This window comes from Agromyces sp. NDB4Y10, assembly GCF_001620055.1.
GTDB lineage: Bacteria > Actinomycetota > Actinomycetes > Actinomycetales > Microbacteriaceae > Agromyces > Agromyces indicus.
In genome coordinates this window covers 1-21,466 of the sequence record NZ_LQGY01000060.1, presented here as the reverse complement: position 1 = coordinate 21,466, position 21,466 = coordinate 1, and the positions used below count along the sequence as shown (strand labels likewise).

The following is a 21,466-nucleotide window of genomic DNA, read 5'->3' as shown; positions in this document are numbered from 1 at the left end:
GACGTTGTGACGGCAGTACATAGTGAGGGTCAGCTCGCCGATCGCCGACGCGGAACCGCCTCATGATCGCTCATCGAGCCGATGATGAGCGCGGACTGGAGGATGAGCGCTTCGCGTGCGCCCGTGGCATCCCAGCCGATCACGTCGGAGACCCGCTTCAAGCGGTAGCGCACCGTGTTCGGATGCACGAAGAGCTCGCGTGCCGTCGCCTCGAGCGACCGGCCGTTGTCGAGGTAGCTCCACAGGGTGGTGAGGAGCTCGGTGGAATGGGCTTGGAGGGGCCGGTAGATGCGGTGGACGAGCGTGGCGCGAGCGAGCGGGTCGCCCGCGAGCGCGCGCTCGGGCAGCAGGTCGTCGGCGTGCACCGGGCGCGGTGCGTGCCGCCACGAGCGGGCCACCGCGAACCCCGCGAGGGCCGCCTTCGCGCTCTTGCCGGCGTCGACCAGGTTCGGTACCTCGTGGCCGAGCACCAGGTGACCCGCGCCGAAGTGCGGTTCGAGCTGCGTCGCGATCTCGAGGAACGTCAGTGCGGGGGCGGTGCCGACCGCGTCGTCGGGTTCGCTGCCACGCGGCTCCGCGCGCCCGATGACCACGACGAGCCGATTGCCCTGCACGCCGACCAGCACGTCGGCCTGCATGTGCCGTGCCGCGCGGCGGACCTGGTCGACGTCGAACAGCTTCGGGGCGGTGCCGACGAGCACCGCCACCTCGCCGTGCCCGTGCCACCCGAGGGCGGCGATCCGGCTCGGCAGCTCGTCGTCGTACTCGCCGGACAGGATCGAATCGACGACGAGCGCCTCGAGCCTGGCGTCCCACAGGCCGCGAGCCTCGGCGGCGCGCGCGTAGACGTCGGCGGCCGCGAATGCGATCTCGCGCGAGTAGAGCAGGATCGCCTCCCGGAGCGGCTCACCGCCGTCCTTGACGCGCTCTTCGACGACCTCGACGGTCACCCTGATGAGCTGCAGCGTCTGCTGCAGGCTCACCGAGCGCAGCAGCTCACGCGGGGCGGCGCCGAAGACGTCGGCCGCGATCCACGGCGTCGACTTCGGGTCGTCGAACCACGCGATGAACGAGGAGATCCCGGCCTGGGCGACGAGGCCCACCGCGGAGCGGCGGCTCGGCGGCATGTCCCCGTACCAGGGCAGGGTGTCTTCCAGTCGCTTGAGGGTCTGGGTCGACAGTTCGCCCGCGATGGTTCGCAACCACGCGAGCGTCTCCGCCTTCGTCCGGGGCTTCGTCGCCACAGCCGGGAGCCTGCTAGCTCTCGCCGCCGGCCGTGCCGGTCGTGCCCGCGTTCACGTCGTGGAGGCGGTACTTCTCGATCGCCTGCGCCGGCAGGGAGCGGTCCACCTCGCCGCGATCCGCGAGGAGCTGGAGCGTGCGCACCACGACCGAGGGGCCGTCGATCTTGAAGTAGCGACGCGCCGCCGGACGGGTGTCCGAGAAGCCGAACCCGTCGGCGCCCAGCGTCGCGTACTCGCCGGGCACGTACGGCCGGATCTGCTCCTGCACCGCGCGCATGAAATCCGAGACCGCGACGAACGGGCCGCGGGCCCCCGACAGCTTCTGCGTCACGTAGGGCACGCGCCGCTCGGCATCCGGGTGGAGGAAGTTGTGCTCGTCGACCGCGAGGCCGTCGCGGTTCAGCTCCGACCAGCTCGTGACCGACCAGACGTCGGCCGACACGCCCCAGTCCTGGGCCAGCAGCTCCTGGGCCTCGAGGATCCATGGCACCGCGACGCCCGAGGCGAGCAGCTGGGCCTTCGGGCCCTCGGCGCGCGACTCGGCGACCCGGTGGATGCCGCGGACGATGCCCTCGACGTCGACGCCCTCCGGCTCGGCGGGCTGCACGAGCGGCTCGTTGTACACCGTGAGGTAGTACATGACGTTCGGGTCGGGGTGGTTTCCGCCGTACATCCGGTCGAGTCCGGAGCGGACGATGTGGCCGATCTCGTACCCGTAGGCCGGGTCGTAGGACACCACCGCGGGGTTCGTCGCGGCGAGCAGCGGCGAGTGGCCGTCTGCGTGCTGCAGGCCCTCGCCCGTGAGCGTGGTGCGGCCAGCGGTCGCGCCGATCATGAAGCCGCGCGTCATCTGGTCGCCGGCGGCCCAGATGGCGTCGCCGGTGCGCTGGAACCCGAACATCGAGTAGAAGACGTAGATCGGGATGAGCGGCTCGCCCTGTGTGGAGTACGACGTGCCCAGCGCGGTGAACGCGGCGAGCGCGCCGGCCTCGTTGATGCCGACGTGGACGATCTGGCCCTGCGGGCTCTCCTTGTAGGCCAGGAGCAGCTCGCGGTCGACGGACGTGTAGTGCTGGCCCATCGGGTTGTAGATCTTCGCGTTCGGGAAGAACGCGTCCATGCCGAAGGTGCGCGCCTCGTCGGGGATGATCGGCACGATGCGGTTGCCGAAGTCCTTGGAGCGCATGAGGTCCTTGAGCAGGCGGACGAACGCCATCGTCGTGGCGACCTCCTGCGTGCCGGAGCCCTTCTTCGCGATCGCGTAGGCGGAGTCGTCCGGCAGGGAGATGGCCGTGTGCTTCGTGCGGCGCTCGGGCAGGTACCCGCCGAGCTCGCGACGGCGCTCGTGGAGGTACTGGATCGCCTCGTCGTCGTTACCGGGGTGGTAGTACGGCGGGAGGTAGGGGTTCTCCTCGAGCTGCGCATCGGAGATCGGGATGCGCATCGTGTCCCTGAAGGTCTTCAGGTTGTCGAGCGTCATCTTCTTCATCTGGTGCGTGGCGTTGCGGCCCTCGAAGGACGGCCCGAGACCGTAGCCCTTGATGGTCTTCGCGAGGATGACGGTGGGCTGGCCCTTGTGCTCGGTGGCGGCCTTGAACGCCGCGTACACCTTGCGGTAGTCGTGGCCGCCGCGCTTGAGGCCCCAGACCTGGTCGTCGGTGAGGTCCTTCACGAGCTCGAGCGCCCGCGGGTCGCGGCCGAAGAAGTTCTCGCGCACGTAGGCGCCCGACTCGGCCTTGTAGGTCTGGTAGTCGCCGTCGGGCGTCACGTTCATGAGGTTGCGGAGCGCGCCGTCGTGGTCGCGGGCGAGCAGGTCGTCCCACTCGCGGCCCCAGACGACCTTGATGACGTTCCAGCCGGCCCCGCGGAAGAAGCTCTCGAGCTCCTGGATGATCTTGCCGTTGCCGCGGACCGGGCCGTCGAGGCGCTGCAGGTTGCAGTTGATCACGAAGGTGAGGTTGTCGAGTCCCTCGTTCGCCGCCACCTGGAGCTGGCCGCGGCTCTCGACCTCGTCCATCTCGCCGTCGCCGAGGAAGGCCCAGACGTGCTGGTCGGAGGCGTCCTTGATGCCGCGGTTGGTGAGGTACTTGTTGGCCTGCGCCTGGTAGATGGCGTTGATCGGGCCGAGGCCCATCGACACGGTGGGGAACTGCCAGAACTCGGGCATGAGCCGCGGGTGCGGGTACGACGAGAGGCCGTTCGGCGCGTGCGACTTCTCCTGGCGGAAGCCGTCGAGCTGGTCGGCGGACAGTCGTCCCTCGAGGTAGGCGCGGGCGTAGGTGCCGGGGGAGGCGTGGCCCTGGATGAAGATCTGGTCGCCGCCGCCGGGGTGGTCCTGGCCGCGGAAGAAGTGGTTGAAGCCGACCTCGTAGAGCGCAGCGGATGACGCGTACGTCGAGATGTGGCCGCCCACGGCGATGCCCGGCCGCTGCGCGCGGTGCACGAGCATCGCGGCGTTCCAGCGGATCCACGCGCGGTAGCGGCGCTCGATCTCCTCGTCGCCGGGGAACTCGGGCTCGTTCTCGGGTGCGATCGTGTTCAGGTAGTCGGTGGTGGGCACCATCGGCACGCCCAGGTGCAGCTCCTTGGAGCGCTTGAGCAGGCTGAGCATGATCTCACGCCCGCGCTGGTGGCCCTTCTCGGCGACGAGGGCGTCGAGGGACTCCGCCCACTCGGTGGTCTCCTCCGGATCGGAGTCCATCGCCTCGACCGAGTACGGGTCCTGGTCGTTGACAGTCACACTCGACCTCTCTCTTCAGCAGATCATGCCTTGCGTTCGGTGCGTGCGCACGACGAAGCGACCGGGTTGCGGTCGGGGGCACCACGCCATCCTAGTGATTCTATGCCCGGGTGCGGGCAGCTAGGCTGGCGCCCGTTCCACCGGCCGTGAGGGAGGCGCCGTTGATCCTCGACGCGGGCGCGATCGCGCCGGAGTTCGAGCTGCCGGACCAGTTCGGCGCGCCGCAGCGGCTCGCCGATCGGCGCGGCGTGCGCCCGGTCGTCCTCGTGTTCGTGCCGTTCGCGTTCTCGCGCACCTGCACGGGCGAGCTGCGCGAGCTCGCGGCGAACGTCGCGATGTTCGACGAGGCCGGTGCCGAGGTGCTCGTCGCATCCGTCGACGCTAAGTACGCGCTGCGCGCCTGGGCCGAGGCGGAGGACGTGCGGCTCACGCTCCTGTCGGACTTCTGGCCGCATGGCGCGGTCGCTGCGAACTACGGCGCGTTCGACGCGGCAGCCGGATTCGCGCGACGAGCCACGTTCGTGATCGGCGACGACGGCGTCATCCGCTCGTCGTTCGCCACGGCCCCGGGCGAGCCCCGGCCGCTGTCGGCGTACCGGGAGGCCCTCGCGGCCCTCGACCGACGGTGACGGATGCCGGGGGGGCCCTCGGCGTACGATGGGGGAGCGCCGCGCGCGCAGGGGCCTTTAGCTCAGTTGGTAGAGCGCCACGCTTACACCGTGGATGTCGTCGGTTCGAGCCCGGCAGGGCCCACGCGGAGCACGTCTCGGCGGCGGCGCTAGGCTGGGGCGCGTGCCAGTCCTCCTCGCCGACGTCCTCTCGACCGTCGAGCGCCTGTGGCCCGTCTCGGGCGCCGAGGCGTGGGATGCTCCCGGACTCGTGACCGGCGATCCGGCACGCGAGGTGTCCCGCGTGCGACTCGTCGTCGACGCGGTCGCCGCGACGGTCGACGAGGCGGTCGCCGCCGGCGACGACCTCGTGATCGCCCACCACCCGCTGCTCCTGCGCGGGGTGACCTCCGTGGCCGAGGACCGCTACAAGGGCGCGCTCCTCGCCCGGCTGATCCGCGCCGACTGCGCGCTCGTGGCCGCGCACACCAACGCCGACGTGGTCGAGTCCGGCACGTCGGCGGTGCTCGCCGAGCGCCTCGGGCTGCTCGACGCCCGCCCGATCGTCCCGAACGCGACGGATGCCGCGCGCGGGCTCGGTCGCGTCGGCCGACTCGCCGAGCCGACGACCCTCGGCCGCCTCGCACGACACCTGGCCGACCTGCTGCCGGCCACCGCCGGCGGCGTCCGCGTCGCGGGCGGGTACGAGGCGCCCGTCGAGACCGTGGCGGTGTGCGGCGGGGCGGGCGACTCCCTGCTCGCCGATCCGGCCGTGCGAGCCGCGGACGTCTACGTCACGGCTGACCTGCGGCACCATCCGGCCTCCGAGTCGCGCGAGCAGGCCCTGCTCGGCGGAGGCCCGGCACTCGTCGACGTGTCGCACTGGGCGAGCGAGTGGCTGTGGCTCGACGCGGCCGCGGCGGGGCTGCGCGAGGCCCACCCCGACCTCGAGATCGTCGTGAGCGACCTGAACACCGACCCGTGGGACTTCCTGGTCGTCCAGTGACCAGTCCCGCCCCGACCACCCCTCCGAGGAGCACCACGTGAAGGCCAGCCCCGCCGATCAGCAGCAGCTGCTGCGACTCCAGTCCATCGACACGCGCCTGCAGCAGCTCGCGCACCGGCTCCGCTCGCTGCCGCAGACCGCCGACCTGCAGGCCCTCGCCGAGCGCGACGCCGGCGTGCGCGGCCGCCGTGCCGAGGCCGTCGGCGCGCTCGAGGACGCGCGTGCCGAGCTCGGTCGGATCGAGTCCGACGTCGAGGTCGTGGAGAAGCGCATCGCCCGCGACGGCGAGCGGCTCACGCACACGTCGTCGATGAAGGACGTCGCCGCGCTCGAGTCCGAGCTCGTGTCCCTGCGCAAGCGCCTCGCCGACCTCGAGGACCTCGAGCTCGTCGTCATGCAGAAGGTCGAGGACGCCGAGGCGCGCGTCGCCGCGATCGACGAGGAGCGCGCGGCCATCGCCGCCGACACCGCGCGCCTCGAGGGCGAGCGCGACGAGGCGGCGGGCGGTCTGGGCGTCGAGCGCGACGGCGCCGAGCGCGACCGCGCGGCGATCGCCGCCACGATCCCCGACGACCTGCTCGCCTTCTACGAGCAGCGCCGCACGCGGGGCGCGGGCGTGGGCGCCGCCCTCCTGCGCCAGCGCACGTGCAGCGGCTGCACCATCACGCTCACCGGCTCCGACCTCGACGCCGTGCGGCGCGCGGCGCCCGACGAGGTCGTGCAGTGCCCCGAGTGCGACCGGATCCTGGTCCGCACCGACGAATCCGGCCTCTGACGGCGGATGCCGGGGGAGCCCGGGAGCTGCGTCCGATACCCTTGAAGGGCGAGCGGGTCGGCAAGACGACCGCGTCGCCCGAGTGATCGGGCGCCGAGGAACGTCCGGGCTCCGCAGGGCAGGACGGTGGGTAACGCCCACCCGGGGTGACCCGCGAGACAGTGCCACAGAAAGCAGACCGCCTCGGGCTTCGGCCCGCGGTAAGGGTGAAACGGTGGGGTAAGAGCCCACCAGCGGCCGCGGTGACGCGGTCGGCTCGGTAAACCTCGTCCGGAGCAAGGCCAGACAGGGAACGATGGGGCTGCCCGTCCCGTTCCCGGGTAGGCCGCTGGAGGGTCGCGGCAACGCGTCCCCGAGAGAGATGGTCGTCCAGCCGGTGTCGCGCAAGCGCCCGGTGAACAGAACCCGGCGTATCAGCCGGCCCGCTCGCGCCCCGGGCCTCGCCCGCCCGCCGTCAGGCGTCGGCGGCGAGTGCGGCCGCGCCGAGGAGCCCGGCGTTGTTGCGGAAGGCCGCCGGCACGATCGGCGTGTCGAGGGAGAGCAGCGGCAGGAACTCGCGGTGGTGCTTCGACACCCCGCCGCCGACCACGAACAGGTCGGGGCTGAAGAGGAACTCGACGTGCGAGTAGTACCGCTGCAGCCTCGCGGCCCACTCGGCCCACGACAGGTCCTCGCGTTCCATGGCCGAGTACGCGGCGCGCTCCTCGGCGTCGTGGCCGTCGAGCTCGAGGTGACCCAGCTCGGTGTTCGGCACGAGCACGCCGTCGTAGAGGAAGGCCGAGCCGATGCCGGTGCCGAGCGTCGTCAGGATCGCCAGGCCCCGCTCGCCCCTCGCCGCGCCGAAGCGCGCCTCGGCGTAGCCGGCGGCATCCGCGTCGTTGATGAAGTGGATGTCGCTGCCGAGCTCGCGCTCGAAGAGCTGCTCGGCCTGGAGCCCGATCCATTCCTCGGAGATGTTCGCGGCCGACAGCGTGCGCCCGTGGCGGACGATCGCCGGGAAGCACACGCCGAGGGGGAGACCGGTGTGGCCCTGCTCGCCGATCGTCTCCAGCAGTCGCCGCGTGGCCTCGAGGATGTCGGCAGGACGGCCGCCCTTCGGGGTCTTGACCTTGATGCGCTCCGTGACGAGCTCGCCGGTGCCGAGGTCGACGACCGCGCCCTTGATGCCCGTGCCGCCGATGTCGATGCCGATCGCACGTCCAGTCGCCATGGCGCCACCTTATCGCGGGGCTCCCGGCGGGCGTTCAGGGCAGCGTCAGGATCTCCGCGCCGCGCTCGGTGACGACGAGGGTGTGCTCGAACTGGGCGGTGAGCGATCGGTCGCGGGTCACCACGGTCCAGTCGTCGTCCCAGAGGTCCCACTCGATCGTGCCGAGGGTGAGCATGGGCTCGATCGTGAACACCATGCCCGGTTCGATCACCGTGGTCGCGTTCGGGTCGTCGAAGTGGGGGATCACGAGGCCCGTGTGGAAGGCGCGGCCGACGCCGTGTCCGGTGTAGTCGCGGACGACGCCGTACCCGAAGCGCCTCGCGTACGACTCGATCGCACGCCCGATGACGTTGACCTGCCGCCCGGGGGCGACGGCGCGGATGCCGCGGGCGAGCGCTTCGCGCGTGCGCTCCACGAGCAGCCGCGTCTCGTCGCCGGCCTCGCCGACCACGAACGTGTGGTTGAGGTCGCCGTGGTAGCCGTCGAGGTACGCGGTGACGTCGATGTTCACGAGGTCGCCGTCCTGGAGCACGGTGTCGTCGGGGATGCCGTGGCAGATCACCTCGTTCACCGACGTGCACGAGGACTTCGGGTACCCGCGGTAGCCGAGCGTCGACGGGTAGGCGCCGTGGGCCACCACGTACTCGTGCGCGACCCGGTCGAGTTCGTCGGTCGTCACGCCGGGGCGGATCACGGCCGCGGCCGCCTCGATGGCGCCCGCGGCGACGCGCCCGGCGGCGCGGATGCGCTCGATCTCGTCGGGGGCGTAGCGGTCGCCCCCCGTGTTGGGGGTGGGCGCGGGGCGTCCCACGTACTCGGGGCGGGGGATCGAGGCGGGCACGGCGCGCGCGGGCGACAGGCGGCCGGGGATCAGGTGGCCGTCGGGGTCCTTGGGCATAGGATCAGCCTATGTCGCGAGACACCGAGCATCAGTTCTGGTACAACCTCAACACCGGCGAGGTCGAGGAGGGCATGGTCTCCCCGGCCGTCGAGCGCGTGGGGCCGTTCGAGACGCGGGCCGAGGCCGAGCGCGCGCTCGAGATCCTCCGCGCGAACAGCGCCAAGTGGGCCGAGGAGGAGGCCGCCGAGGACTGAGCCCTCCGCGTCGGGCCCGCGGGGCGGGCTCGGCTCAGTAGGAGTGCTCCTCGGTCGGGTACGCCCCCGAGGCGACATCCGCTCGCCATTCGGTCGCCGCCTCGCGCAGGACGCCGGCGAGGTTCGCGTACTGCTTCACGAACTTCGGGATCCGGCCCGTGGTCAGGCCCGCCCAGTCCGTCCACACGAGCAGCTGCCCGTCGCAGTGCGGCCCGCCGCCGACCGAGATGGTCGGGATCTCGAGCAGTTCGGTCACCTGGCGGGCGGCGTCGGCCGGGACCATCTCGAGCACGACGGCGAACGCCCCCGCGTCCTGCACCGCCTCGGCGTCGGCGAGCAGCTGCTTGATGCCCTCGCCGCGTCCCTGGATGATGTGCCCGCCCAGGCCGTGCTCGCTCTGGGGCGTGTAGCCGATGTGCGCCATGACGGGGATGCCGGCGCCGACCACGCGGCGGATCTGCTTGTGGCTGCGTTCGCCGCCCTCGAGCTTGACGGCGTGCGCGCCGGTCTCCTTCATGAAGCGGATGGCGGTGCGCAGCGCCTCGTCGGGACCGTTCTCGTACGACCCGAACGGCATGTCGGCCACCACGAACGCGCGCTGGACGGCGCCGGCCACCGCGCGCGTGAGCGGGATCAGCTCGTCGAGCGTGACCGGCAGCGTCGTCTCGTACCCGAGGACGTTGTTGGCCGCGGAGTCGCCGACGAGCAGGAAGTCGATGCCGGCCTCGTCGAAGATCCGGGCGGTGAGCGCGTCGTAGCTCGTGAGGCCGGTGATCTTGATGCCCTCGCGCTTGGCGTTCTGGAAGTGCCGGGTGCGCACGCGCTTGGGGCCGGGGGCCGTCTTCGCGGCACCACCGTAGGGGTTCTCGGCCGGGGCGTTCGCGCTGTCGGATGCGGCGTCGTTCGATGCGTGCTCGGACATGCCGCAAGTCTGGCACACGTGCCATCCGCCAGATCCGGGGGCCGGTGCGACCCAGTACGCTGAGAGGGCATCGAGGAAGGGTGTGCATGGACAAGCAGCGCGACTTCGTTCTCCGGACCATCGAAGAACGCGGGGTCAAGTTCGTCAGGCTGTGGTTCACCGACGTCGTCGGCACGCTGAAGTCGGTCGCGATCGCCCCGGCCGAGGTCGAGGGCGCGTTCACCGAGGGCATCGGCTTCGACGGCTCGGCCATCGAGGGCCTGAGCCGCACGTTCGAGTCCGACCTGCTCGCCTTCCCCGACCCGACCACCTTCCAGACGCTGCCGTGGCGGGGCGACATCGATCCCACGGCGCGCATGTTCTGCGACATCACCACGCCCGACGGCGAGCCCGCCGTCGCCGATCCGCGCAACGTGCTGAAGCGCACGCTCGCCCGCGCGGCCGACCGGGGCTTCACCTTCTACACGCACCCCGAGATCGAGTTCTACCTCCTGAAGTCGAGCAAGTACGGGCCCGAGGGGCCGCAGCCGGTCGACTCGGCCGGGTATTTCGACAACGTCCCGGGCGGCACCGCGCACGACTTCCGCCGTCGTTCCGTCCGCATGCTCGAAGACCTCGGCATCTCGGTCGAGTTCAGCCACCACGAGGCGGGGCCGGGCCAGAACGAGATCGACCTGCGCTACGCCGACGCCCTCACGACCGCCGACAACATCATGACCTTCCGCACGGTCGTGAAGGAGGTCGCGATCGAGCAGGGCGTGTACGCCACCTTCATGCCGAAGCCGTTCTCCGACAAGCCGGGCTCGGGAATGCACACGCACCTCTCGCTCTTCGAGGGCGACGCGAACGCGTTCTACGAGGCGGGCGCCCAGTACCAGCTGTCCAAGATCGGGCGGCAGTTCATCGCCGGCCTGCTCCGGCATGCGAACGAGATCTCCGCGGTCACCAACCAGTTCGTCAACTCGTACAAGCGGCTCTGGGGCGGCGACGAGGCGCCGAGCTTCGTCTGCTGGGGGCACAACAACCGGTCCGCGCTCGTGCGGGTCCCGCTCTACAAGCCCGGCAAGGGCCAGAGCGCGCGCGTCGAGTACCGCGCCATCGACTCGGCCGCCAACCCGTACCTCGCCTTTTCCCTGCTGCTCGCGGCCGGCATGAAGGGAATCGAGGAGGGCTACGAGCTCCCCGCCGAGGCGGAGGACGACGTGTGGGCGCTCACCGACAGCGAGCGTCGCGCGCTCGGGTACCGTCCGCTGCCGGCGAGCCTCGACCACGCCATCGAGTACATGGAGGAGTCCGAGCTCGTCGCCGACACCCTCGGCGAGCACGTGTACAACTACGTCCTCGCGAACAAGCGGGCCGAGTGGCGCGAGTACCGGTCGCAGGTCACGCCGTTCGAGTTGCAGCGCAACCTCGAGATCCTCTGACGAGCGGCGACGGATGACGCGCCAGGCCCCGATGCTCGGTGCACTCGCGCGTGCCGGGTTCGCCGACCTCGACCGGGCGGCCCGGGAGTCGAGCGCCCTCGCCGAGGCGACGGGCATCCGTCAGGCCGACCTCGTCGACGCGTTGGCCGCGGCGGGCGACCCCGACCAGGCTCTCGAGGAGCTCCGGCGACTGACCGATCGCGCGCCCGACGCGGTGCGCGAGCTGCTCGCCGACGACGCCACGCGCGACCGCGCGGTGCGGCTCCTCGGCGCGTCGCGCGGATTCGGCGACTTCCTGCTGCGCAACCTCGACGAGCTCGACGTCCTCCGCACCGCGGCATCCGCACCGCCGACCGCGAGTGCGGCCGCGGCGGAACTCGTCGATGCGGTGGCCTCCGTCGACGCGACCGGAACCGACCTCATCGATGCCGGCGCACGCGTGCTCCGCGTGCGCTACCGCCGGCTGCTCGCGCGCATCGCCATCTGGGACCTCATGCGCCCCGACGCGGTCGACGCGGTCGACACCGTGGCTGCCGGCCTCGCCGACCTCGCGGGCGCCGCGCTCGACGCCGCCCTGCACCTGGCGCGTCGCGCGGTCGCCCGCGAGCCCGGTGCGCCCGCCGCGCCCGGCCGGTTCCCGGCGTCCGAGGTCGACGCGACCCGCCTCGCGATCATCGGCATGGGCAAGGCGGGGGCGCGCGAGCTCAACTACGTCAGCGACGTCGATGTCATCTTCGTCGCCGAGAGCGCCGACGAGGAGGCCGCGCCGACCGCGCGCGCCCTCGACATCGCGACGCGCCTCTCGATGCTCGTGATGCGCCTGATCGGCGAGCCCGGGATCGAGCCGCCGCTGTGGGAGGTCGACCCGAACCTCAGGCCCGAGGGCAAGGACGGCGCGCTCGTGCGCACGCTCGAGTCGCACCTGCAGTACTACGACCGGTGGGCGAAGAGCTGGGAGTTCCAGGCGCTGCTCAAGGCGCGTCCGCTCGCGGGCGACGCCGGACTCGGCGCCCGCTATGCCGCGGGCGTCGCCCCCAAGGTCTGGGCGAGCTCGTCGCGCGAGGGATTCGTGGAGTCCGTGCAGCGCATGCGCGAGCGGGTCACCGAGCACATTCCGGCCGACGAGGTGGACGTGCAGTTGAAGCTCGGGCCGGGCGGCCTGCGGGACATCGAGTTCACCGTGCAGCTGCTCCAGCTCGTCCACGGCGCGACGGATGACGCGATCCGCCAGGCGGGCACGCTGCCCGCCCTGGCGGCCTTGGCCGAGCACGGCTACGTCGGCCGCGAGGAGGCCGCGGAGTTCTCGCGCGACTACCGGATCCTGCGGGTCCTCGAACACCGGCTGCAGCTCGCCCGGCTGCGGCGGACCCACCTCATGCCCACCGACGCCGGGGGGCTCCGCGTGCTCGCCCGCTCGTCCGGGCTCGGGCGCACCGCCGACGAGCTGACGGCCCTGTGGCAGTCCACGCGCCGCCGCGTGCGCGGGCTGCACGAACGGCTCTTCTACCGTCCGCTGCTCTCGGCGGTCGCCGCGCTGCCGGCCGACGGGCTCGGCCTCACGAGCGAGCAGGCGGCCGCGCGGCTCGCCGCAATCGGCTTCCGCGATCCGAAGGGCGCGCTCGCGCACATCGGCGCACTGACCGCCGGGGTCTCGCGCCGGGCCACCATTCAGCGGCACCTCATGCCGGTCCTCATCTCGTGGTTCGCCGAGGGCACCGACCCCGACTACGGCCTGCTGGCGTTCCGCCGGATCAGCGACACGCTCGGCACCACCCACTGGTACCTCCGCCTGCTCCGCGACTCCTCCGACGCCGCGCTCCGCCTGACCCGCATCCTCTCCGGCTCGCGGTTCGCCGGGGAGCTGCTCGAGCGGATCCCCGAGGCGGTTGCCTGGTTGGAGGACGTGGCCGAGCTGCGACCCCGACCGCTGGCCTCGCTGCAGGACGAGGTGGCGGCCGTTCTCGCGCGCCACGGCGAGCTGGACCCGGCGGCCAAGGTGCTGCGCGCGATGCGGCGCCGCGAAGTGCTCCGACTGTCCCTCGCCGGCATGCTCGACGTCTGCACCGTCGAGGAGCTCGGACACGGGCTGAGCGACGTGGTCCAGGCCCACATCGACGGGCTCGTCCGCGCGATCCGGCGCGGCGACGACGGCATCGAGTTCGCGGTGATCGGCATGGGCCGATTCGGCGGACGCGAACTGGGCATCGGGTCGGACGCCGACATCCTCTACGTCTACCGCCCGGCCGGCGCCGAACCCGACGCGGCGCACACCCGCGCGCTGAAGATCGTCTCGGAGCTCGTCCGCGTGAGCGAGGACGCCCGCCTCCCGTTCGAACTCGACGCGAACCTCCGGCCCGAGGGGCGCAACGGCGTGGTGGCTCGGTCGCTCGACGCGTATCGCGCCTACTACGCGCGCTGGTCGCTCACCTGGGAGGCCCAGGCGCTCCTGCGAGCCCGCGGCGTCGCCGGCGACGCCGCCCTCCTCGACGACTTCACCGCGCTGGCCGACACCGTCCGCTATCCCGAGCAGATCGCCGAACGCGAGGTGCGCGAGGTCAAGCGCATCAAGGCGCGAGTCGAGAACGAACGGCTGCCGCAGGGGGCCGATCCGAAACGGCACCTGAAGCTCGGCCGTGGCTCGCTGAGCGACGTCGAGTGGTACGTCCAGCTGCTCCAGCTCGAGCACGGCGCTCGCGTCCCGTCGCTGCGGACCACGTCGACCCTCGACGCCCTCGCCGCAGCGGTGGATGCCGACCTGATCGAGCGCGCCGACGCGGAAACCCTCCGGGCGGCGTGGGTGTTCGCCTCGCGTGCGCGTTCCGCGCTCACGCTCTGGCTCGACAAGACCACCGACGTGCTCCCCGTGGAGCGCACGCAGCTCGAGGGCGTGGCGCGGATCATGGGGTACCCGCCCGGATCCGCAGCCCGGCTGGAGGACGACTACCTGCAGGTCACCCGACGAGCCCGGGCCGTCTTCGAGCGGGGGTTCTACGGCGTCGAACCGAAGCGAGAACCGACCCGGAGCTGAGTTCCCCACCCGGCGACACCGCGCTGCGCCATCCGCTGCAACGCCACGAGGGCCCGCGTCGACATGCGACGCGGGCCCTCGGCTCTCTCTGGGGGGTGGGGCGAGAGTCTAGACGCCGTAGTAGAGCTCGAACTCGAACGGGTGGGGACGCTGGGCCAGGGGCTTCAGCTCCTTCTCGCGCTTGTAGTCGATCCAGGTCTCGATGAGCTCCTTGGTGAACACGCCGCCCTCGAGGAGGAAGTCGTGGTCGGCCTCGAGCGCGTCGAGCGCCTCGCCCAGCGAGGCGGGAACCTGCGGGATCGACTTGGCCTCCTCCGGCGGGAGCTCGTAGAGGTCCTTGTCGACCGGCTCGTGCGGCTCGATGCGGTTCTTGATGCCGTCGATGCCCGCCATGAGCTGCGCGGCGAATGCGAGGTACGGGTTGCCCGAGGCATCCGGCGCGCGGAACTCGATGCGCTTCGCCTTCGGGTTCGTCCCGGTGATCGGGATGCGGATCGAGGCGGAGCGGTTGCCGGCCGAGTAGACCAGGTTGACGGGGGCCTCGAAGCCCGGGACCAGGCGGTGGTACGAGTTCACCGTCGGGTTCGTGAAGGCGAGCACCGCGGGAGCGTGCTTGAGGATGCCGCCGATGTACCACCGGGCGATGTCGGAGAGACCGCCGTAGCCGGCCTCGTCGTAGAACAGCGGCTTGCCGTCGTTCCACAGCGACTGGTGGGTGTGCATGCCGGAACCGTTGTCGCCGAAGAGGGGCTTCGGCATGAAGGTGGCCGTCTTGCCCCACTCGTTCGCCGTGTTCTTGACGATGTACTTGAACTTCAGGATGTCGTCGGCCGCGTGGACCATCGTGTCGAACTTGTAGTTGATCTCGCCCTGGCCGGCGGTGCCGACCTCGTGGTGCGAGCGCTCGACCTCGAGGCCGACCTCGATGAGCTTGAGGACGATGTCGTCGCGCAGGTCGGCGTGCTGGTCGACCGGCGAGACGGGGAAGTAGCCGCCCTTGTACGGGGTCTTGTTGGCGAGGTTGCCGCCCTCTTCCACGCGGCCGGAGTTCCAGGCGCCCTCGCTCGAGTCGACCGAGTACGAGCTCGAGTGCTGGTTCACCTCGTAGCGGACGTCGTCGAAGATGTAGAACTCGGCCTCCGGCGCGAAGAACGCGGTGTCGGCGATGCCGGTCGACGCGAGGTACTTCTCGGCCTTCTTGGCCACCTGGCGCGGGTCCTTCGCGTAGATCTCGCCGTTGCGCGGGTTGTAGATGTCGAAGACCATGACCAGCGTGCGCTCGGCGCGGAACGGGTCGACGTAGGCCGTCGAGACGTCGGGGATGAGCTGCATGTCGGACTCGTGGATCGACGCGAAACCGCGGATCGAGGAGCCGTCGAACAGCTGGCCGACGGTGAAGAAGTCCTCGTCGACGGTGGCGGCCGGGATGTTGAAGTGCTGCTGCACACCCGGGAGGTCGGTGAAACGGATGTCGAGGAACTTGACGTCCGTCTCCTTGATGAACTTGAGGACTTCGGAAGAATCACTGAACATGTGACGGTGCTCCAAGGCGGGTTGGGGGGCGAGACGCAGTCGTTCGACCGCTCACGACGGTAGCCGGGTGCCGTTTCCCGACCATGACGCGAATGTTTCCGCCGTGTTACGCGGACCGGGCCCCGGTAGAATCGTCCGGTGAGCCAGCCTGCCCCCGCCCCGTCCGGAGACCTCGAGCCGAGCCGGTACCCGGGGGAGCGGCTCGGCCTCCCGGAAGAGGGCATCGGCTCCGTCGCCAGGCTCGGCCGGCGATTCGCGGCGCTGCTGATCGACTGGGCGATCGCGAACGTCATCGCGCTCCTCGTCGGCCCCTACGCCTCGAACGCGCAATCGTGGGCCACGCTGGGCCTGTTCGCGCTCATGCAGGTGCTCTTCATCCCCACCATCGGCGGCAGCATCGGCCACCGCGCGCTCGGACTGCGCGTCGTCCCGCTCGGCGGGGGATGGGTCGGCCCCTGGCGACCGGTCGTGCGCACCCTGCTCCTCGTCTTCGTCATCCCCGCCCTGATCTGGGACTCCGACCAGCGCGGCCTGCACGACAAGGCGGCGGGCACGGTCCTGATCCGCGCCTGAGACGACGGCGGCATCCGCTCGAGTGAACGGATGCCGCAGGTGGGAGTCGTCGGTCAGCGCATCTTGCCGCGCTGCGGGCGCACCTTCATCGGGTCGATGCCCTTCGGGATCGGCAGCGACGCCTGAAGCGAGTTCAGCCGGTTCGTCACCGCGAGGACCTCGGGCTTGGTCAGGGTCCGCTTCTTCTTGCGCAGCGTGGCGGGGAGGCGGTGCAGCTCGACCGAACCCTCCTCGTGACCCACCGAGAGGAGCGTCACGGGGACGTTCGGGAGCACGCGGTTGATCTTGCGCTTCTCGTCCTCGAGCATCCGCGTCGTGCGCGACCTGGGACCCTCGCTGATCAGCACCACGCCGCCGCGGCCCACCGCACGGTAGACCGCGTCCTGCGTCTTGCCGTTGACCGCGACGGGCATCTCGTTGCCCACCCAGCCACCGCGCAGGCCGCTGCGGAGGACCGCGCCGACGGCACCGGGCTGACCGTCGATCTGCGAGTACGCGGCGCGCTCGGCTCGTCGTCCGAGGATCACGAGCGCGATGAGGATGCCGGCGAGCACGCCCGCGACGATCCAGAGCGCGATCGTGAAGCCGTTGCCTCCCGCGAGCCAGAGCGCGAGGCCGAGGCTGACGAGGATCGGAAGCAGGAAGCCGAGGAGCATGAGCCACTGGGCGCTCGAGTCGTAGCGGCGGGTCATCTGGAAGACCTGCCACATCTGCTTCATGCGGCCGGGCTCCTTGCGGGGCTTAGGGGAGGACCCGGCGTCCTTGGTGCGTGCCATGCGTCAAGGATACCGGCGGCGGGCGGCCCCCTCGGACGTCCGAGGGGGCCGCCCGTACGGCTCAGCCGACGGCCTGCGCGAACCCGAGCGACTCATCCGCGAGATGCGACAGTTCCGGCGGCAGCGTGCGGCCCTTGGCGCGCATCGACTGCGCCCAGAGCCGGCCGGCCCGGTAGGACGAGCGGACGAGGGGCCCCGCGAGCACACCGAGGAATCCGATCTCCTCGGCCTCCGCCTTGAGTTCGACGAACTCCTCGGGTCGGACCCATCGTGCGACCGGCAGGTGCCGGGGACTCGGCCGCAGGTACTGCGTGATCGTGATGATGTCCGTTCCGGCGTCGTGCAGGTCGCGGAGCGCCTGCGAGATCTCGGACCGGTCCTCGCCCATGCCGAGGATCAGGTTGGACTTCGTGATGAGCCCGGCGTCGCGGCCCTGCGTGATCACGTCGAGGGATCGCTCGTACCGGAACGCCGGACGGATGCGCTTGAAGATGCGCGGCACCGTCTCGACGTTGTGCGCGAACACCTCGGGCTTCGCCGAGAAGACCTCGCCGAGCAGTTCGGGACGGCCGGAGAAGTCGGGCACGAGGATCTCCACGCCCGTGCCGGGGGACTGGCGGTGGATCTCGCGGATGGTCTCGGCGTACAGCCAGGCGCCCTCGTCGGGCAGGTCGTCGCGGGCCACCCCCGTGACGGTGGAGTACCGCAGCTGCATCCGGACGACCGACTCGGCGACCCGGCGCGGCTCGTCGACGTCGTAGTCCGCGGGCTTGCCGGTGTCGATCTGGCAGAAGTCGCACCGCCGGGTGCACTGGGAGCCCCCGATGAGGAACGTCGCCTCGCGATCCTCCCAGCACTCGTAGATGTTCGGGCATCCGGCCTCCTGGCAGACCGTGTGCAGTTCCTCGCCCTTCACCAACTGCTGGAGCTGCCGGTACTCGGGCCCCATCTTCGCGCGCGTCTTGATCCACTCGGGCTTCCGCTCGATGGGCGTCTGCGCGTTGCGGACCTCGAGGCGGAGCATGCGGCGGCCGGCGGGATCGGCGCTCATGCGGCCACCCCCTCGGCCGGCGCGAACTCGGCAGCGAGTCGCGCGCGCACGGACGGCACGACCTCCGCCGGAGCCACGGGCCGCCCGAGCACGCGCGTCATGGTCGTGACGCCGGCATCCCGGATCCCGCAGGCGACGATCTTCTCGTACGGGTCGAGGGAATTCGAGCAGTTGAGCGCGAAGCCGTGCATCGTGACCCCGTCGGCGACGCGGATGCCGATGGCGGCGATCTTCTCCTCGATGCCGTCCCGGAGGATCCAGACCCCGGAACGACCCTCGACGCGTTCCCCTCGGATGCCGAAGTCGTCGAGCACCCGGATGAGCACCCCTTCGAGGCGTCGGACGTAGCCGACGACGTCGATGGGTTCGGCCAGGCGCAGGATCGGATAGCCGACGAGCTGGCCCGGTCCGTGCCAGGTGATCTTGCCGCCCCGGTCGACGTCGACCACGGGCGTGCCGTCGGTCGGTCGTTCGTCGGGGGCGGTCCGCTTGCCGGCGGTGTACACGGACTCGTGTTCGAGGAGGATGACGGTGTCCGGTCGCTCACCGGAGACCACCGCCTGATGGACGGCGCGCTGGAGGGAGAGGCCCTCGCTGTACGGCACGGAGTTGGCGCTTAGCCCCGTGACGACGTAGTCGAGCATGGGGCCCAGTCTAGGTGGACGACCCGTCCTCCCCAGCGCCGTGAGGTCCTTCGCCGTACCCCTACCAGCTGGCGGCGTGGCCGTCGGCGCGTCCGGAGACGGGACGATCGGCCCATGCCGAAGCCGTCCATTGGACTTGCCCGATCGCGAGCCGCACGACGTGCCGACCCGCGCGGTGCCGACGAGTCCGCGCGGTGCGCGTCCGACGCGTCAGAAGAGACGACGTCGACCGACACCGCGCTCGCGGGCTACCGGCTCCTGCGCCGGCTCGCCGCCGGTGATCGGGCCGATATGTACCTGGCGGTCGCGGATGGCGCGTCCGGGCGCTCCTCATTCGCGCCGGAGGACGCCGAGGCCGTGGCCTCGAGTGCGCCGCTCGTCGTCATGCGGGTCTACGGGCCGGGATCCGACGACGAGGCGATCACCACCGAGATCGAGGCGATGGAGGCCGATGCCACCGGTACCCTGCCGCGCCTGCTGGATGTCGCGAACGTTCGCGACGGCCGGGGCTGCCTGGTGGTCGAGCGGGTGGCGGGCCGTCCGCTCTCGGAGCTGCTCGCCGACGGACTCGCTCCGGGACAGGCCGTGACCGCACTCGCGCCGGTCGTCGTCGCGCTTCGCGGTCTCGCGGATCGGGGCTTCGTCCACACCCGTCTCGCCCGGTTCGACCTCGTGATCGACGACTCCGGTCGGCCCCGGCTGCTCGGACTGGGGGCCCTTCGGCGCACCGACCGGTTCGCCACCGCAGCGGAGCGCGTCGCGGTCGTTCGCGAGGGGCACGCCGCCATGCTCCGCCTCATCGAGGACGTCGCCGCCCGGTGTTCCGACCCGTCCGCTTTCTCCGGACCGACCGAGCTCCTCCGCGCGGCGCTGGAGGCGCGGCCGTTCGAACGCGTCGAAACGCAACTCGAGCGGGCGCTCTTCGCGGTCGCGCCCGCGGAGCCGATCGTCGCCTCGGTGCTCCGTCGACCGCCGGAGGTGCCCGCGCTCCGTTCGAGGGCGCTCGGGATCGCGGTCGCGCCGGCGGAGCCGGTCTCGCCGGCCGACGAGTCCGCCGAACGCGATCCCGGAGCACCGGCACGACGAGGGCGGCTCGCCGCCCTGCTGCAGCTCTCGCCGGACGCCGTCGATGGACTGGCCGCGGCGCTGGACGCCGATCCCCGGGCGCAGGCAGTGCGCCGGATGTCGGACTGGACCCGTCAGCGTCGACCGGCGCTGCTCGCCGGTGGTCTGGTCGGCGCCGCCGCCCTCGTCGCGCTGCTCACCGCGGTCCCTCCGGCGTCCTCGGCCGAGTCGAGGGCCGACAGCGGGACGACCACCCCGACCGCGGACGCGGATGCGCCGGAGGTCGGTGACCTCGACGACCGACTCGGTCCTCCCGGGGCCGACGCGGGCGCGATCCCTGCCCGAGCGTCGCTCGCGGACCTGCCCGAGGACCCGGTGGCTGCGGCGGCCGCCCTACTGGAGATCCGGCAGACGTGCCTTGCCGCGCGCGATGTCGAGTGCGTGCTCGCGGTCGACCAGCCGGGCTCGCCGATCGCCGTCCGTGATCGGGGTGAGATCGACGCCGACGGCCCGGCACCGGACGACGTCGATCTCGACGCGATCACGGTGGCTGCCGACCTGGGGGATGCGGTCGTGCTCACCGTGCCCTGGAGCGAGGTCGAACGCGAACCGGCCTCGCTCCTGATGATGCGGAGCGAGGCCGGTTGGCGTCTGCGGGAGTGGTTCGACTAGATCCCGAGGTCGCCCTCGAAGTCGCCCTCCTCGAGGCGTGCCTTGACCGCGGTGAGGAACCGGGCGGCGTCGGCGCCGTCGATGATCCGGTGATCGTACGACAGGGCGAGGTACACCATCGAGCGGATGGCGATCGCGTCCGACCCGTCCTCCGAGATGACGACCGGCCGCTTCACCACGATGCCCGTGCCGAGGATGGCCGTCTGGGGGAGGAAGACCACCGGCGTGTCGAACAGCGCGCCGCGCGAGCCGGTGTTGGTCAGCGTGAACGTGCCGCCGGCCAGCTCGTCGGGCTTGAGCTGGTTGTTCCGCGTGCGCTCGGCCAGGTCGGCGATCTGCTTCGACAGGCCCGCGAGGTCGAGCTCGCCCGCGTCGCGGACGACCGGGGTGAGCAGACCGCGCTCCGTGTCGACCGCGATGCTGAGGTTCTCGCGCTCCGGGTAGACGATCGACTCGCCGTCGACGGTCGAGTTGATGATCGGGTAGGCGCGCAGCGCTTCGACGGCGGCCAGGGCGAAGAACGGCAGGAAGGACAGCTTCGTGCCGGTCTTCTCGAGGAACTCGCCCTTCACACGGTCGCGGAGACGGGCGACACGCGTGACGTCGACCTCGACGACCGAGGTGAGCTGGGCCGTCGACTGCATCGAGACCACGGCGCGCTCGGCGACGACCTTGCGCAGCCGGGTCATCGGCTGGGTGGTGCCGCGCAGCGGCGAGGTCTCGAGCTGCTGGCGAGCCGGCGCGGCCTCGGCGGCCGGAGCGGCCGCCGGCGCGGAGCCGGCGGAGAGCACGTCCTGCTTGCGGATGCGTCCGCCGACGCCGGTGCCCTGCACCGACGCGAGGTCGACGCCCTGCTCGTTGGCGAGCTTGCGCACGATCGGCGTGACGTAGCCGGACGGGCCGGCGTGGGCGCCACCGGACTGCGGAGCCTCCTGCGCGGGGGCGGCGGGCTGCGCGGGCGCCTGCTGCGGCTCAGGCTGGGCCTGCGCCGGAGCCTGCTGGGGCTCGGCCTGCGCCGGGGCCTGCTGCGGGGCCGGCACTCCCGCGGGGCTTCGACATCCCCGAAAGCCTTTTCGGAAAGGTAACCAGGGGTCTATGGT

18 protein-coding genes, 1 tRNA gene and 1 other RNA gene are annotated in these 21,466 nt (G+C 71.5%); 10 read left to right on the top strand and 10 right to left on the bottom strand.

The genetic code is table 11. From position 1 onward, the window contains the following. Positions 1–29 precede the first annotated feature (29 nt). Together AVP42_RS14320 and aceE are read right to left on the bottom strand one after the other, a co-directional pair. Positions 30–1,244, bottom strand: coding sequence for a CdaR family transcriptional regulator (locus tag AVP42_RS14320; protein ID WP_067950217.1), 1,215 nt, complete (start codon positions 1,242–1,244; stop codon positions 30–32). 13 nt (positions 1,245–1,257) lie between these two features. Beyond that, on the bottom strand, positions 1,258–3,984 hold the full coding sequence (gene aceE, locus AVP42_RS14315; protein WP_067950215.1) for a pyruvate dehydrogenase (acetyl-transferring), homodimeric type: 2,727 nt from the start codon (positions 3,982–3,984) through the stop codon (positions 1,258–1,260). A gap of 161 nt (positions 3,985–4,145) precedes the next feature. Between aceE and AVP42_RS14310 the strand changes: the two genes are divergently transcribed. The 5 genes from AVP42_RS14310 (at position 4,146) to rnpB (ending at position 6,802) form a co-directional block, all read left to right on the top strand. Continuing rightward, positions 4,146–4,613, top strand: coding sequence for a redoxin domain-containing protein (locus AVP42_RS14310; RefSeq protein WP_067950213.1), 468 nt, complete (start codon positions 4,146–4,148; stop codon positions 4,611–4,613). A gap of 51 nt (positions 4,614–4,664) precedes the next feature. Continuing rightward, positions 4,665–4,737 (top strand) — tRNA-Val (locus AVP42_RS14305). Positions 4,738–4,776: 39 nt separating this feature from the next. Then, complete coding sequence (locus AVP42_RS14300; protein WP_067950211.1) at positions 4,777–5,598, top strand: Nif3-like dinuclear metal center hexameric protein; 822 nt, start codon at positions 4,777–4,779, stop codon at positions 5,596–5,598. Positions 5,599–5,635: 37 nt separating this feature from the next. Further along, positions 5,636–6,373, top strand: coding sequence for a zinc ribbon domain-containing protein (locus AVP42_RS14295; RefSeq protein ID WP_067950209.1), 738 nt, complete (start codon positions 5,636–5,638; stop codon positions 6,371–6,373). 53 nt (positions 6,374–6,426) lie between these two features. Next, positions 6,427–6,802, top strand: an RNA gene (gene rnpB, locus AVP42_RS14290) — RNase P RNA component class A. A gap of 25 nt (positions 6,803–6,827) precedes the next feature. Here the strand turns inward: rnpB and ppgK are convergent. Further along, positions 6,828–7,583 carry a polyphosphate--glucose phosphotransferase gene (ppgK, locus tag AVP42_RS14285; RefSeq protein WP_067950207.1) on the bottom strand — a complete coding sequence of 252 codons (756 nt, stop codon included), beginning with the start codon at positions 7,581–7,583 and terminating at the stop codon, positions 6,828–6,830. 34 nt (positions 7,584–7,617) lie between these two features. Further along, on the bottom strand, positions 7,618–8,481 hold the full coding sequence (map, locus tag AVP42_RS14280) for a type I methionyl aminopeptidase (protein ID WP_067950204.1): 864 nt from the start codon (positions 8,479–8,481) through the stop codon (positions 7,618–7,620). 11 nt (positions 8,482–8,492) lie between these two features. On the opposite strand from map, the gene AVP42_RS14275 reads away from it, so the two are divergent. Then, a complete protein-coding gene (locus AVP42_RS14275; RefSeq protein ID WP_067950202.1) occupies positions 8,493–8,678 on the top strand; it encodes an SPOR domain-containing protein in 186 nt (61 codons plus the stop codon). A 34-nt stretch (positions 8,679–8,712) separates the two neighbouring features. On the opposite strand, the gene panB is transcribed toward AVP42_RS14275, so the two are convergent. Then, positions 8,713–9,600: a 3-methyl-2-oxobutanoate hydroxymethyltransferase gene (gene panB, locus AVP42_RS14270; RefSeq protein WP_067950200.1), complete on the bottom strand. Its 888-nt coding sequence runs from the start codon at positions 9,598–9,600 to the stop codon at positions 8,713–8,715. A gap of 86 nt (positions 9,601–9,686) precedes the next feature. Between panB and AVP42_RS14265 the strand changes: the two genes are divergently transcribed. Both AVP42_RS14265 and AVP42_RS14260 read left to right on the top strand, forming a co-directional pair. After that, the gene (locus AVP42_RS14265) at positions 9,687–11,024 is read left to right on the top strand and encodes a glutamine synthetase family protein (RefSeq protein WP_067950198.1); all 1,338 of its coding nucleotides are present in this window, start codon (positions 9,687–9,689) and stop codon (positions 11,022–11,024) included. A 13-nt stretch (positions 11,025–11,037) separates the two neighbouring features. Then, complete coding sequence (locus AVP42_RS14260; RefSeq protein ID WP_067950196.1) at positions 11,038–14,052, top strand: bifunctional [glutamine synthetase] adenylyltransferase/[glutamine synthetase]-adenylyl-L-tyrosine phosphorylase; 3,015 nt, start codon at positions 11,038–11,040, stop codon at positions 14,050–14,052. A gap of 108 nt (positions 14,053–14,160) precedes the next feature. Here the strand turns inward: AVP42_RS14260 and glnA are convergent, their stop codons facing one another. After that, positions 14,161–15,585, bottom strand: coding sequence for a type I glutamate--ammonia ligase (gene glnA, locus AVP42_RS14255; protein WP_067950194.1), 1,425 nt, complete (start codon positions 15,583–15,585; stop codon positions 14,161–14,163). Positions 15,586–15,723: 138 nt separating this feature from the next. Here glnA and AVP42_RS14250 point away from each other — a divergent pair, with 138 nt between their 5' ends. Further along, positions 15,724–16,158 carry an RDD family protein gene (locus AVP42_RS14250; protein WP_067950193.1) on the top strand — a complete coding sequence of 145 codons (435 nt, stop codon included), beginning with the start codon at positions 15,724–15,726 and terminating at the stop codon, positions 16,156–16,158. A gap of 53 nt (positions 16,159–16,211) precedes the next feature. On the opposite strand, the gene AVP42_RS14245 is transcribed toward AVP42_RS14250, so the two are convergent. The 3 genes from AVP42_RS14245 to lipB form a co-directional block, all read right to left on the bottom strand. After that, positions 16,212–16,934, bottom strand: a complete 723-nt coding sequence (locus AVP42_RS14245) for a DUF4191 domain-containing protein (RefSeq protein WP_067950191.1) — start codon at positions 16,932–16,934, stop codon at positions 16,212–16,214. A gap of 61 nt (positions 16,935–16,995) precedes the next feature. Then, the gene (gene lipA, locus AVP42_RS14240) at positions 16,996–17,985 is read right to left on the bottom strand and encodes a lipoyl synthase (protein WP_067950189.1); all 990 of its coding nucleotides are present in this window, start codon (positions 17,983–17,985) and stop codon (positions 16,996–16,998) included. Then, the gene (gene lipB, locus AVP42_RS14235; protein ID WP_067950187.1) at positions 17,982–18,629 is read right to left on the bottom strand and encodes a lipoyl(octanoyl) transferase LipB; all 648 of its coding nucleotides are present in this window, start codon (positions 18,627–18,629) and stop codon (positions 17,982–17,984) included. The genes lipA and lipB overlap by 4 nt, the downstream gene beginning before the upstream one ends. A 114-nt stretch (positions 18,630–18,743) precedes the next feature. On the opposite strand from lipB, the gene AVP42_RS14230 reads away from it, so the two are divergent. Then, complete coding sequence (locus AVP42_RS14230; protein WP_067950185.1) at positions 18,744–20,366, top strand: hypothetical protein; 1,623 nt, start codon at positions 18,744–18,746, stop codon at positions 20,364–20,366. Here the strand turns inward: AVP42_RS14230 and sucB are convergent. Beyond that, positions 20,363–21,466 (bottom strand): 2-oxoglutarate dehydrogenase, E2 component, dihydrolipoamide succinyltransferase (sucB, locus tag AVP42_RS14225; protein WP_067950283.1); only part of this gene is annotated, 1,104 nt, incomplete at its 5' end. The genes AVP42_RS14230 and sucB overlap by 4 nt on opposite strands.